Consider the following 12,683-nt stretch of genomic DNA (forward strand, 5'->3'; position numbering starts at 1 on the left):
AGTGGACAACTGAGCCCTTTCCAGTGTGATCCGCCGGCCGCGCGAGCACGGTGCCTGCTCAGCGGACCTCGTAGGGGACTGTGCGTTTGTGGGCGGTACGGCGGTGCGCGGCGACGATCGTCTCGTGCGCGTGTTCGCTGACCGGCTTGCCTTCGAGGAAGTCGTCGATCTCGTCGTAGCCGATGCCGAACGCTTCTTCGTCGGGCAGGCCGGGGTTCTGCGATTCGAGGTCGGCCGTCGGCACCTTGCCCACGAGGTCGTCGGCGGCCCCGAGTTCGGACGCCAGTGCGCGCACCCTGCGCTTGGTCAGCCCGGACAGCGGGGTCAGGTCGCAGGCGCCGTCCCCGAACTTGGTGAAGAAGCCCATCACGGCCTCGGCGGCATGGTCGGTGCCCACGACGAGCATGTTCCGCGCCCCGCCCGCGGTGTACTGGGCGATCATCCGCTGGCGGGCTTTGATGTTTCCCAGTACGAAGTCGAGCCGCCCCGGATCGTCGAACACGAGACCGCTCGCCTTCACGGATTCGAGCATCGCGTCGCTGGCCGGCTGCACGTCGACGGCGAGTGTGTCGTCCGGCTCGATGAAGGTCAGCGCCCGCTGGGCATCGTCCTCGTCGCGCTGTCGCCCGTAGGGCAGCCGCATCGCGAGGAACCGGGCGTCGCCGCCCTCGCCGCGGACTCGCTCGACGGCGAGCTGGCACAGCCGTCCGGCGGTGCTGGAGTCGACACCGCCACTGATGCCGAGCACGAGCCCGGAGGAGCCCGCCGCCCGCATCCGCTCCACGAGGAACCCGACGCGGCGCTCGATCTCGGTCGCCGCATCGAACGTGGCTGCGACACCGAGCTCCTCGATGATGAGTTCCTGGATGTAGCTGCGGCTCGTGTCGCTCATGTCGTCCTCCTGCGGTGCCGACGATGCCCCGCTCCAGCCTTGCACACCGTCTTGTCGGAGCACCGGCAGCAGGCGCTCGGCGGCGAACGCGTCCGGCACCGGCCCGAGCCCGCCGCCGTCACGGCGCGTGAGCAGCGGTAACGCCGGTTCCTGCCGGGCGATGTGAGGGTGTGGCCGCGCGGGGAGAACGGGGTCGATCCGCGGGGCGCCCCACGGGTGGGAGGGGTCACGATGAGCTGGCCGCAGGACTCCGAACCGACGCGCTACGAGCCGCCACGGCGCCGGGAGAGTAGTGCGAAACCGTGGATCGTCCTTGCGTGCGTGATGGCCGTGCTCGCTCTCGCCATGGGGGCGATTTCGGCGGTCGTGCTGATGGGACGCTCCCTGCCGAGCCTGACGGTCGCGGGCAGCAGCGTCCGCCCACCCGGTGGGCCTGCGCTGTCCGCGGACTGGGCGGCCCAGCCTCACCCGTCGTTGCCGTGCGGCGAGGGCACGCCGCCGGAGGTGGTGCGCACCGACCAGGGCGACCTGACCGGCGACGGATACCCGGAGGTGCTGGTCACGATGACCTGCCGTGCGGTGACCACCGCCCAGCCGGAGGTCGTCGAGGTCTACGACGGCGCGTCTCCGGACGGCGAACCCCGGTTGCTGTCGACGTTCTTCGAGTCCGACCGCATCTCGGTCGCCGACGTGTCCGTGAACGGCCGCGTCGTGTCGATCGACGGCGACGCGTGGAGCGACAGCGCGCCGAACTGCTGCCCGGATCAAACCTTCGTCCAGGAGTACAGCTGGACCGGTAGCGGGTTCTCGGCCGCTCCGCGCACGGTCACGCCCGTGACGTCGAGTGCCGCGCCCGCGCCGCAGACGCAGGTCGCCGAACCGACCTATCCGTCGCCGTCTTCTGGCTGCCCGTCGTCGGCTCCGTACCTGGTCAGCGGGATGCAGACGGCGCAGTCGCAGGTGCTGCTGTGCACCGACTCGTCCGGGCAGGTGTACTACAGCGGCACCGACCTCGGCTCGGGCAACGCGATCACGTTGCCCGCCTACGCCACCGGCCGCGGCTACGAGGCCTACAACGACGGCTACACCTATCTGGTCACCGGAAGTGCGCTGATCGTGAAGGACGGCGGTTCCGTCATGTCCGAACAGCCGGTCCTGTCGAGCTGGTGACGGCTCAGCGCGACTTCTTCGGCGTGACCCAGATGGTGATGGTCGCGGCAACGACGGTCTTGCCGCTGGTGTCGGTGACGTTCACCGGCACCTCGACGTCCTTGCCCTCGTCGCCGAACTCAGGGATCTCCGAGAGTTCGGCGCGGGCGAACATGCTCGTCTCGGCCTTCGCGGTGTAGGAGACCTGCATCCCCTTCGGCAGCCACCGGTGGCTGGTCGGCACTGTCGCCTCCGCCAGCATTCCCATCGCGATCTCGGCGAGGTTGCAGGCGGCGATGGCGTGATAGGTACCGATGTGGTTGTGCACGCCCCACCACTTCGGCGAGGTGACTTCGGCGCGGCCCGCTTCCATCGTCTGCACCGTGGGCAGCACGGTGCGGAAGTACGGGGCTTTGAGGGAGACGGCCGCGGAGAACAGGTATTTTCCGCCGGGAATGCCGGAGAGCTTCTGCCACATCGAGAGAGTCTGTGTCGCCATGCGGGCGATGTTACTATCGAGTAGCATGCGGTGAACGGGACCCTGTGTCACCGGTCCAGCACGTCGTCGAGGCGATCGCGGACACCGCGCGCTCGCGCGTCGCGGGTGAGCTGCGCAGTGGGCGAGCGAGTTCCACGTGCAGGAACGGAAGGTCGCGCTCCGCCGCGGCGACACCTTGCACGTTCGTCCGGCCGGTGAGCGGGCACGCGTCGACCCAGGACCGCAAGAGACGGAATCCCTCCGCGTCGAGTACGTCCGCCGTGTCGAACAACGCGGGCCCGGCCTCCCCCGGCCCGGGGGAGAGCACGACGTCCACGCCCGAGAGGCTCGCGAAGCCGTGGACCTGGACCTGAGGGAGTCCGCGCTCCATCAACCGCAGCGCGAAGGCGTGGAACAGGGAATCCGTCCGGTGGGCGACGTCGCCTGCCTCGTCGGCCGTGCGCCGGTGGGAACCGGCCATCAGCAACACCGCCCCGGGAGTTCTGCGGAACAACTCGGCACCGACGACCTCGGTGTCGAGGTCCGCGCTCGGATGGGGAACCGCGATCAGCGAGGACGGCGGGGTCTGCGGGTCGAGCACGACGGTGCCCCAGCGTCGGTCTCCGTGCGTCGCGCCATCGACCAGCACGACACGGCGGTCGGTCGCGGTGTCCACGCAGTCGGCGAGGCGGAATCCGTGCGGGGCCAGGCACGAGGCCGCGTCGTGGAGACCGGACGAATCCGCGAGCAGCGCATCGAGTCCCTGCACGGCGGCGCGTCGCTCCCCGCGCGTCGGCGTGCGGTACGGGTCGTCGAGCCGCATCCGGTCCGCGAGGGCGGCGAGGTGGTTCGACAGGTCGATCCGGGCCGACTCGCCGGTGACCTGTCGCGTCCCACGACGGATCAGCATTGTGCCGAGGATAACCGTGTCGCGCGGGTCGGGGGGCCGCTCGGGCCGAGTAAGAGGGTGCGCGGGCTGATCCGCGTGGGTGGTCGGGTGGCGGAACTTACCTCGCGGCGGGCCTGCGGCATATGCGGCGGGGAATCTGTCGGCCGTGCCTGACCACAGTCCTCCACCAGCACGGCGACTCATCGCGGGTCGTAGTCCAGGGCTTTCCGGCGGCCTCGCGCGTGCGTGCGACGTCCCTTGAGTTGCCAGCCGATCCCGCGCGCCATCTCACGCTGCGCTTCGCGCTCGGCGAGGGCCCGTCGCTTGTCCCACTTCTTCTTGCCGCGCGCGAGGGCGAGTTCCACTTTGACCCGGCCGTCGCGGAAATACATCGACAGCGGCACCAACGAGTACCCGCTCTCGCGCACTTTCACCTCGAGCTGGCGGATCTCCCTGCGGTGCAACAGGAGTTTCCGTTTCCGGCGTGGCGTGTGGTTGGTCCAGCTGCCGTGGTAGTACTCCGCGATGTGCAGGTTGCGCAGCCACACCTCGCCGTCGTCGACCGTGGCGAACGCTTCCATCAGCGACGCCCGGCCGAGCCGCAGGCTCTTGACCTCAGTGCCCGCGAGCACGACACCGGCCTCGTGGGTGTCGATGACCTCGTAGTGATGCCGTGCCCTGCGATTCGTTGCGATGACCGACTGGTTTCCCCGCGCCACCATGACCCCTCACTGTACGGTCCGTGCCCTTTTCGGGGGAGTGTCGCGTCGTGCGCCGCGATGTGTCGGTGCTGGGTTCTACTGTCGACCCACCAGCGCCGCAACAGGTGGGAGCGAATGATGAGCACAGTGGCCGCCGTGCAGCCCGACGGGACACCGACGTGGGTCGACCTCGGGATCCCCGATCTGGACAAGGCCTGTTCCTTCTACGGCGCGTTGTTCGGGTGGCAGTTCCAGGTGGGACCGGAGGAGACGGGCCACTACACGATGTGCTTGATGCATGATCGTCCAGTCGCGGCCATGTCGTCGTTCTTCGACCCCGACGCGGGCGGATTCTGGTGGAACGTCTACCTGGCCACGTCCGATTGCGACGCTACCGTCGCCCGCGGAACCGAGGTAGGCGGGACAGTGCTCATGGAGCCGATGGAGGTCATGGACCAGGGCCGGATCGCGATGCTCCGTGATCCCGCGGGGGCCCAGATCGGCTTGTGGCAGGGGCGCGCGCACATCGGAGCGGAGGTCGTCAACGAGCCCGGCGCGGTCGTGCGCAACGACCTCGTGACGGCCCAGCCGGACGTCGCCCGTGAGTTCTACGCGGCGTTGTTCGACTTCACGGCCGACCGCAACGAGGACATCCCGGGCGTCGACTTCACCTTCTTGCGGCGGCGGGACGGGCACGAGGTCGCGGGCATTCTCGGGAATCCGAACGCGACCGCGTCGCAGTGGGCGACGACGTTCGAGGTCGCCGATACCGATGCGGTGGTGGCGGCGGCGAAGGCTCATGCGGGATCGGCGAGTGCGCCGGAGGACATGGTCTACGGCCGGATCGCCAGCGTCGTGGACCCGTTCGGCACGGAGTTCTCGGTGATTCAGCGCGCGAGTGGGTAGCTGTCTCAGCGTGTGACGGTGAAGGTCCGGCTGGTCCCGCCGATCGGTGTGATCGCGCCGGTGAGTGTCTTCGCTTCGCCGCGGTAGAGCACGCGGTAGGTTCCCGGTTCGACGTCGCCGGGGACGTCCCAGGTGATCGTGATCGTCGACGCGGCGACCCCGTCCCTGGCCCAGTGGAGTTTCGTGGCCCAGTCGCCGTCGTCGTGGACGCGGCTCCACCTGCTGCCGCTGTCCCGCTGCACCTCCAAGTGTGTGCCGTTGCGGTGCAGGGCGTTGCCGGGGTGGGCGCCGGAGAAGACGATCACGACAGTCTCGCCCGCGCGGTACGACTCGTTCGGTTCGGTGAGGACGTCGCCGAACCCGTGACCGATCTGCGGCGCGTCGACGATGATCGGCGGCTGCAGGGCGAGTTGCTTGTCCGAGTGGTCCGGCGGGACGGGTCCCAACGGCAACTGTTCGCCGTCACGCATGGCGGTCGCGAGTGCGGCCGAGACCTGTTGCAGTGCGGGTAGTTCCCACCGGCCGTACAGGGTGCTGCCACCCTCGTACTGCTGCGAGTCGTACTCCTCGGGGGTGGTGACGTAGTGAATGTAGGCGTTGCTGTACCCGGCGACGAGCACATCGGTGACGTCGGCGCCGACGATGTCGGCCACGGTGCGGCGTAGCCGGTACCCGGCGCCGATGGTGACTTCCCCGGGAATTCCGATCAGGTAAAGCTGTCCGATCCGGACCAGTTGGACCGGCACCTTCTCCTGCACCCAGGGGTAGATGCGGTTCATCTCGCCGAGCGGAGCCACGCAGTCCTTGGGCGCCTGGGCATCGGCGAGTTCGGGGGAAACGGTGAACAACACGCCGTCGGAGACCGCGTTCCAGAACGGGTTCTCTCCCTCGTTGAAGCCGGGGAAAGCGGGGCCGTCCTCCATGCTCCCGGCGGCCATCGAGGCGCCGACCACGGGTTTGGACGTCGAGTGCTCCTGCCCGTCACCGGTGAACTCGGGCCGCACCCGCACGTCGGAGAGGTTCACGTACACCAGCCGTGAGTCGACACCTCCGACGAGGGGCGTGCCGCTCTGAGTCAGCTGGCGCGCGGCGGCGTCGAACTGGCGGTTGCCGTGGGCGCGGGTCTCGCCGAAGTCCTCCGGTGTGGTGCCGGGCGTGAGGTCGAGGTTCGGGGACATGTCGCCGGCGTTCGTCTGGGCGAAGGCGGCGACGAAATCGTCCGGATGTCCGGCGAGGTAATCGGCTCCGAGGACTTCCCGTTCCCACCGGTAGGCGGCGTAGCCCTTGTTGTCGGCGCTCACGAGCCGGTTGTCCCCGCACATGCTGGTGCCGTGCGTGGGGAACCAGTTGATCGCGCCGATCGGTTCGCCCTTCCGTTCGACGCGTAGCAGCGAGGTTTGCGGATCGATGGCGTCGGGGAAGAACTGCCGGATGTCGTCGGTGTTGAGGTCGAAGGCGTCGCGGGAACGGTTGACGCTGGCGCCGTGCAGTTCGCCGTGGGTGAGGACCAGTGTGGACGGTGCGAGGTCCGCGTGCGCGCGCTCGATGGACTCGACGATGCCGTCGGTGACCGCGGTGAACGTTTTCTCGTGAAAGCCGAGCGTCGTCGCGTTGTACAGGAAGTGGTGCGAGTACCCGCCCGGTCCACTGTGGGTGTGGGTGGCGGTGAGCAGCACGTTCTGTTCGGTGTAGAGATCGCCGTAGCGTTCCCGGAGCCTGCGCACCACTGCCTTGTGCACGCTGTCGAACATCAGCGGGCTGTCCGCGACGGTGAGCACGACTCGCTCGCTCGTGGCTTCGTCGACGACGATGAACGACCGAGCCCGCAGCCGCTGGTGCAGCCCGGCAGCCTGTTGGTCGACACGGCCGTAGCCCATCAGTCCGCATTCGGCGATCTCACCGGTGGCGTCGGAGATGCCGCGTCCGACGAGCATGGATTCGCCGGACTCTGCCGTCGCCTGTGTCGTCGTGTGCGCCGCGAGCGCGCCGACTCCGACCGCCCCGGCGGTGCCGCGTAGAACGGTGCGTCGACTTGCTGTCCACCCGGGGTGGTCCATGCGTTCTCCTCGACCCGACCTAGAAGTGAGCGGTATTCATGTTATTTACCGTGTCGTAGGTCATACTGCAAGAGGCGAACGGCGCAAGCGCGCGCATGGCCCTACGGTGTGCACGTGCCCGAACCCGCACGAGCCACGGGGAGCCGATGAGCGTGCCGCCCGAGAAGCGACGAACCGTCCCTGCTCGCCCGCAACTCGACGGTCAGTTCACGGCCTCGCTGCGCCGGTTCGCCAGTACCGAGTCGAACAGCGCCGGGCTGCTGCTCGCCGCGACCGTCCTCGCGCTGCTCTGGGCGAACTCCCCCTGGTCGGCCAGCTACTCCGCGTTCTGGGAGACGCCGCTGGCGATGCGGCTCGGTGACGCCGAACTGAATCTCGACCTGCGGCACTGGGTCAACGACGGGTTGATGGTGTTCTTCTTCTTCGTCGTCGGTCTCGAGGTCAAACGCGAGATCGCCTTGGGGGAGCTGAGTTCGTGGCGCCGATCCGCCGTGCCGCTGTGCGCCGCGATCACCGGGCTCCTGCTGCCTGCCGTGTTGTTCCTCGCGCTCAATCCCAGCGGCGAGCAAGCCGCCGCCTGGGGTGTGGTGATCTCCACGGACACCGCGTTCGTGCTCGGCGCGCTCGCGCTCACGGGGCGACGACAGGCCGCGCGGCTCCGGATCTTCCTGCTCGCCCTCGCCGTCGCCGACGACGTCGGGGCGCTGTCGATCATCGCGCTGTTCTACACCGAGCGGATCTCGCTCGTGGCGCTCGCGCTGGCAGTGGCCGGGTTGGTGTCGATGCTCGTCCTGCGCCGGTTCCAGGTGTGGCGCGGGCCCGCGTACTTCGTGCTCGGAGTCGGGATCTGGCTGGCCACCTACGAATCCGGTGTACACCCCACGATCGCCGGTGTCGTCATCGCTCTGTTCGTCACCGCGCACCCGCCGCGCCGGGAACACGTCGAGGACGCCGCCAAGCTCACCCGCGCCTACCGGCAGTCGCCCAACCCGGAGTTCGCGCGACAGGCGCGCCTCGGGATCGAACGTTCCGTCGCGCCGAACGATCGCCTGCAGCGCCTGTATCAGCCCTGGTCGAGTTTCGTCATCGTGCCGATCTTCGCGCTGGCCAACGCGGGGATCGCCATCGACGGCGAGATCGTCCGGGAAGCGTTGCAGTCGCGCCTGACCCTCGGTGTGGTCCTCGGCCTGGTCGTGGGCAAGTTCGTCGGCGTGAGCCTCGGCGCGCTCGCCGCCGTCCGCCTCCGGTTCGGCGCCCCGCCACCCGGTGTCGGGGCGACGGGCTTGGCCGGCGCTGCCGCGCTCTCCGGAATCGGATTCACAATCTCGCTATTCATCGTCGATCTGGCGCTGGACGACCCGGAGCTCGCGGACGAGGCCAGACTGGGTGTGCTCGCCGGTTCCTTGCTGGCCGCCGTGCTCGGGTGGTCGATCTTGCGTGCGAGCGCACTGCTCGCGCCGCGTTCGGGGGAGCGCAAGGGCCCGCCCCTGCTGAATCGGCCCGTTGACCCGGATCGCGACCACGTGCGGGGGCGTTCGGACGCGCCGCTGACCCTCGTCGAGTTCGCCGACTTCGAGTGTCCGTTCTGCGGGCGGGCGACCGGGATGATCGCAGAGCTTCGGGCGCACTACGGTGATCGTCTGCGCTACGTGTTCCGGCACATGCCGCTGACCGACGTCCACGAGCACGCCGAACTCGCCGCACACGCCGCCGAAGCCGCGGGTGCGCAGGGGCAGTTCTGGGAGATGTTCGACCTGCTGTTCGCGCGCGCCGACGCGCTGGGCTTCGACGACCTGGTACGGCATGCGCAGACGCTCGATCTGGACCTGGACCGATTCGTGGCGGACCTGCAGCACGAGGTCCACGCCGCGCGGGTGCACGACGACCTCGCCGATGCCCAGGCCAGCGGAGCGGGTGGAACCCCCACGTTCTACGTCAACGGACGACGCCACGACGGCCCGCACGATGCGGCGAGCCTCGTGGCCGCGCTCGACGCCGTGGCACCGGAGACTCGTTCGTGACTGGATCATCGGCTCGGAGGTTCTTAAGCTCGCGGCATGGCCAGGTACTACGACGTGCATCCCGACAACCCGCAGCGGCGCACGATCGGCAAGGTTGTCGACCTGCTGCGGCAGGACGGGTTGATCGCGTACCCGACGGACTCGTGCTTCGCTCTCGGCATCCAGCTCGGCAACCAGAAGGGCATGGACCGGATCCGCTCGATCCGCCGCCTCGACGACAAGCACCACTTCACGTTGATGTGCCAGGACTTCTCCCAGCTCGGCCAGTTCGTCCACATCAACAACGCCGTGTTCCGGGCGCTGAAGGCCGCGACCCCCGGCCCGTACACGTTCATCCTGCCCGCCGCGCGGGACGTTCCCCGCAGGCTGTTGCATCCGAAGAAGAAGACCGTCGGCATCCGGATCCCGCAGCATGTGTTCACGCAGGACCTGCTGGCCGCACTGGGGGAGCCGCTGCTGTCCTCCACGCTGCTGCTGCCCGATGAGGAAGACCCGCTCACCCAGGGATGGGAGATCAAGGATCGGCTCGACCACGTACTCGACGCCGTCATCGACTCCGGAGACTGCGGTGTGGAACCGACCACGGTGGTCGACTTCTCCAGCGGCGAGCCCGAGGTCGTCAGGCGCGGAGCAGGCGACCCCGACCGCTTCGAGTGAGAGAGCAGGATGCGTGAGCCTTTGTGGTTGCTATGACCACCAAAAAGGCTCACGCCCCCCGTGCGGTGACTGCGCGCGGCGGGCACCTGTTCCGGGGTCATCAAGCGATGACCTCGAAGGAGCAGCGGGCGCCGCTGGCCGCGGCAAGCTTGCCGTCACTGGTGATCAGTGGACCGTCGAGGCGTTCGGCCAGCGCGACATACGCGGCGTCGTAGGGGGTCACGTTGTCTTGGAGCTCCCAGACCCGCTGTAACAGCGGAGCCAGCGGCATGCGTCTCATCGGAAAATCCGCCAGATGCCGCAGTGCGGCAGGTATCACGGCGTGCAGCGCGGGACTGCGGCGGGCCATGCCTCGTAAGGCGGAAACGACCTCAGCATCCACATGGGCGGGAGCAAACAGGGCGTCGCCTGCGGTCAGGCGTGCCGCGACCACGTCGCGGCGTGAGTCGTCCGCAGCGTAGAAAGCGGTCAGTACGGAAGCGTCGATCACGCTGAGGCTCACGACGCTTCGCGGATCTCTCGTACCGCGGCGGTCGCGTCGTCGAGGGTGAGGCCGCTGCCGTGGGGTGGCCGGTAGGAGGCCACGTATTCGTCCAGGCGGGCAACCTGGGCGACTTCGGTGAGCCGGTCGACGACAAATGCCGAAAGTGACTGCCGGTTCGCCTGGGCGGCCTCAGTGAGCGTGGCGTATACGTCGTCCGGTACGTCCCGCAGATTCATCCGTTTCATGGTGCCAGTGTGGCACCACTAGGGGATTCCGGCAACTTCCCACCACGTACCCGCCCGAAGACCGAGTAAGCGGCCTCGCCACCGAGAAGTGTGGCGAGGCCAGGCCGTTTTCGCGGGTCAGTGCTGCGCGAGCCGCGAAACTCGCTGTGGCGCGTGAGCCTTTTTGGTGGTCAGGGCCACCACAAAGGCTCACGCCTGCGGGACGCGTTCAGGCGGTGGCGAGTGCTGTGGTCGCGACGGTGGCGACCACGACCGTCAGGCCCACGTCGGCGATGCGGCGCTTGCGTTTCGTTTCCCGCAGCCACGGCAGGTCGGCCCACCGCAACACTGCACCGAATACACCGACTGCCGCGCAGAGGACGACGGCGAACCACACCACCACCGGGACGGCCGACCACCACACGTGGACCCGTGCGAACGCGACGAGCGCGATGAGCATGGCGCTGTGGGACAGCAGCGAGGCTCGGTCGTTCGTGCCGTTGGCGCGCCATGTGCTCACGGTGAGGGAGACCGTGACGACTCCCACGAAGACACACAGCCCGACTTGGAACGCGACACTCATGGCGACAGTCCCTTCAGGAGTGCGAATCCGACCTCGTCGATGTCGGCTGCGGTGTTGGACAGCACGACGACTCCACGCCCGCGTTCGCGGTCGAGGGTCATGATGCTGGAGAACCCGCCTGTTGCGCCGTTGTGCCAGGTCACGCGGCTTCCGTCGCGCTCACTGACGTGCCAAGCGAGGCCGACGTCCGTGCTCGCGCCGTCGTTCCAGCGCGGGTGCACCGCGTCCATGCCGGGTGCGCTTCCTTCGAGCACGGTCAGGGCGAACCGTGCCATGTCGTCCACAGTGGAGCGAACACCGCCCGCGGGCGAGTGTCCCGACAGGGTCCACGGCTCCGCGGGATAACCACCTTCGGTGTATCCGGTGAGTGCATCGTCGGGGAGTCCGTCCGGTGTCAGCGGAACCGTGCTCCTCGGCATGCCGACCACGTCGAACAGCCGTTCTCGCAGCAAGTGCTCGTAGTCGGTGCCCGTCGCCCGAGCGAGTACTTGTCCGAGCAGAGCCGCACCGAAGTTCGAGTAGCGGTAGTCGCCGCGTCCGTCCAGGCGCGCCGCACCCGCGCGCTCGACGACCTCGTCGGCGGTCGCGGTGTAGGGGTCGCGGTGCAGCATCGACGCGGCGTAGCTGTTGGCCCAGGCGCCGATTCCCGGTGCCAGACGGGGAAGTCCGGAGCGGTGACTGGCGAGTTCCGCGAGCGTGACGTCGCCGACCGGCGTGTCCGACAACGTGGGCACCAGTGCGCCGACTCTCGTGTCCAGCGTGACCTCGCCGCGCTCGACGGCGTCGGCGAGCAAGTGCGAGGTGAGTACTTTCGTGATCGAGCCGATCTCGTAGGCGGTGTCGTCGTCGGCGCCGAAGTGTGCGGTGCGGACTCGGCCGTTCTCGATCATCGCGACGCTGACGCGGTCCTTCGTGCCCATGAGCAGCGGACGGGTCGTCTCGATGAGAGCCCGATCGCCGCTGGTGTCGTCGGCCAGCGCGGGTGGCTGCGGCGTTGCGAACGCGCCGAGCGTGAACACGGACAACGCCGCGGCGATCCCGGTGGCGAGTCGGCGACTCGATCGACCTCGCAAGCTCATGACGGTCCTCCGGTTGCGGTGAGGATGACGAGCAGCGGCACGACCCGGTCGGTCGGTACGACGTACTGCCCACGGGAGCGAGCGGTCAGCCAGCGAGCGCCGGTCAACTCGCGGACGTGGTGGTAGACCTGCCCGCTGGTGCCGACGTCGAGCTGCTGGGTGAGCTCGGCGACGGTGCGGGCGCCGCCCACGACGGCACGCAGGATCGACAGCCGGACCGGATGGCCGAGCGCGGCGAGTCCGGCCGCGTGTTCGGACCAGTCCTGGTCGAGGAGTTGGTCCGTCGTCGCGCCGTACTGCCAGTCGGCCGGGCCCGACTCGAGCTCGACGCTGCCGGTGAACAGAACACCCCCGCGCTCCGGCAGCCGTGCTTTCAGCTCGGTGAGCGCCCAGAACGTGTCACCGTCGACCGCTCCCGTCGGGGGTGTTCGCTGCGGTTCTTCCAGCGCCGCGACGCGCTCTTCGAGTGCCGCGACTCGCTCCTGCAGCTCCCCGTCCTTCGTCATGACGTAGATAATACGGAATTACGTAATAAAGGCAAGACGTTCGACCCGACTGGCGTG

Annotated in this window: 14 protein-coding genes; 4 read left to right on the plus strand and 10 right to left on the minus strand. The window is 68.6% G+C overall.

Features of this window, described 5'->3' with window-relative positions; genetic code table 11:
• Positions 1-58 precede the first annotated feature (58 nt).
• Positions 59-892: an ammonia-dependent NAD(+) synthetase gene (nadE, locus tag GIY23_RS05875; protein ID WP_154075727.1), complete on the minus strand. Its 834-nt coding sequence runs from the start codon at positions 890-892 to the stop codon at positions 59-61.
• A 231-nt stretch (positions 893-1,123) separates the two neighbouring features.
• On the opposite strand from nadE, the gene GIY23_RS05880 reads away from it, so the two are divergent.
• Complete coding sequence (locus GIY23_RS05880; protein ID WP_154075728.1) at positions 1,124-2,062, plus strand: hypothetical protein; 939 nt, start codon at positions 1,124-1,126, stop codon at positions 2,060-2,062.
• 4 nt (positions 2,063-2,066) lie between these two features.
• On the opposite strand, the gene GIY23_RS05885 is transcribed toward GIY23_RS05880, so the two are convergent.
• The 3 genes from GIY23_RS05885 to smpB all read right to left on the minus strand — a co-directional run bounded on the left by GIY23_RS05885 (position 2,067) and on the right by smpB (position 4,130).
• The gene (locus GIY23_RS05885) at positions 2,067-2,540 is read right to left on the minus strand and encodes a hotdog fold domain-containing protein (protein WP_154075729.1); all 474 of its coding nucleotides are present in this window, start codon (positions 2,538-2,540) and stop codon (positions 2,067-2,069) included.
• Between the two features lie 13 nt (positions 2,541-2,553).
• Entirely contained in the window at positions 2,554-3,429 is an 876-nt protein-coding gene (locus GIY23_RS05890; protein WP_154075730.1) for a hypothetical protein, read from the minus strand.
• Between the two features lie 179 nt (positions 3,430-3,608).
• Positions 3,609-4,130 (minus strand): SsrA-binding protein SmpB, encoded by a 522-nt coding sequence (smpB, locus tag GIY23_RS05895; RefSeq protein WP_154075731.1) that lies wholly within the window; start codon positions 4,128-4,130, stop codon positions 3,609-3,611.
• A gap of 114 nt (positions 4,131-4,244) precedes the next feature.
• Between smpB and GIY23_RS05900 the strand changes: the two genes are divergently transcribed.
• Complete coding sequence (locus GIY23_RS05900) at positions 4,245-5,015, plus strand: VOC family protein (RefSeq protein WP_323847478.1); 771 nt, start codon at positions 4,245-4,247, stop codon at positions 5,013-5,015.
• 5 nt (positions 5,016-5,020) lie between these two features.
• Here GIY23_RS05900 and GIY23_RS05905 read toward each other — a convergent pair whose 3' ends face one another.
• Positions 5,021-7,072, minus strand: a complete 2,052-nt coding sequence (locus GIY23_RS05905) for a neutral/alkaline ceramidase (RefSeq protein WP_154075732.1) — start codon at positions 7,070-7,072, stop codon at positions 5,021-5,023.
• A 146-nt stretch (positions 7,073-7,218) separates the two neighbouring features.
• Here GIY23_RS05905 and nhaA point away from each other — a divergent pair, with 146 nt between their 5' ends.
• Positions 7,219-9,093: a Na+/H+ antiporter NhaA gene (nhaA, locus tag GIY23_RS05910; protein ID WP_154075733.1), complete on the plus strand. Its 1,875-nt coding sequence runs from the start codon at positions 7,219-7,221 to the stop codon at positions 9,091-9,093.
• A 36-nt stretch (positions 9,094-9,129) separates the two neighbouring features.
• On the plus strand, positions 9,130-9,750 hold the full coding sequence (locus tag GIY23_RS05915; RefSeq protein ID WP_154075734.1) for an L-threonylcarbamoyladenylate synthase: 621 nt from the start codon (positions 9,130-9,132) through the stop codon (positions 9,748-9,750).
• A gap of 100 nt (positions 9,751-9,850) precedes the next feature.
• Here GIY23_RS05915 and GIY23_RS05920 read toward each other — a convergent pair whose 3' ends face one another.
• The 5 genes from GIY23_RS05920 to GIY23_RS05935 form a co-directional block, all read right to left on the minus strand.
• On the minus strand, positions 9,851-10,252 hold the full coding sequence (locus GIY23_RS05920; RefSeq protein ID WP_187352041.1) for a type II toxin-antitoxin system VapC family toxin: 402 nt from the start codon (positions 10,250-10,252) through the stop codon (positions 9,851-9,853).
• Complete coding sequence (locus GIY23_RS22620) at positions 10,249-10,479, minus strand: hypothetical protein (protein WP_187352042.1); 231 nt, start codon at positions 10,477-10,479, stop codon at positions 10,249-10,251. Before GIY23_RS22620 ends, GIY23_RS05920 begins: the two co-directional genes overlap by 4 nt.
• A gap of 208 nt (positions 10,480-10,687) precedes the next feature.
• A complete protein-coding gene (locus GIY23_RS05925) occupies positions 10,688-11,041 on the minus strand; it encodes a hypothetical protein (protein WP_154075736.1) in 354 nt (117 codons plus the stop codon).
• Positions 11,038-12,120, minus strand: a complete 1,083-nt coding sequence (locus GIY23_RS05930; RefSeq protein ID WP_154075737.1) for a serine hydrolase domain-containing protein — start codon at positions 12,118-12,120, stop codon at positions 11,038-11,040. The genes GIY23_RS05925 and GIY23_RS05930 overlap by 4 nt, the downstream gene beginning before the upstream one ends.
• Positions 12,117-12,626, minus strand: a complete 510-nt coding sequence (locus tag GIY23_RS05935; protein ID WP_154075738.1) for an ArsR/SmtB family transcription factor — start codon at positions 12,624-12,626, stop codon at positions 12,117-12,119. Before GIY23_RS05935 ends, GIY23_RS05930 begins: the two co-directional genes overlap by 4 nt.
• Positions 12,627-12,683 lie beyond the last annotated feature (57 nt).

Origin of the sequence: Allosaccharopolyspora coralli (genome assembly GCF_009664835.1) — a bacterium.
Classification (GTDB): domain Bacteria; phylum Actinomycetota; class Actinomycetes; order Mycobacteriales; family Pseudonocardiaceae; genus Allosaccharopolyspora; species Allosaccharopolyspora coralli.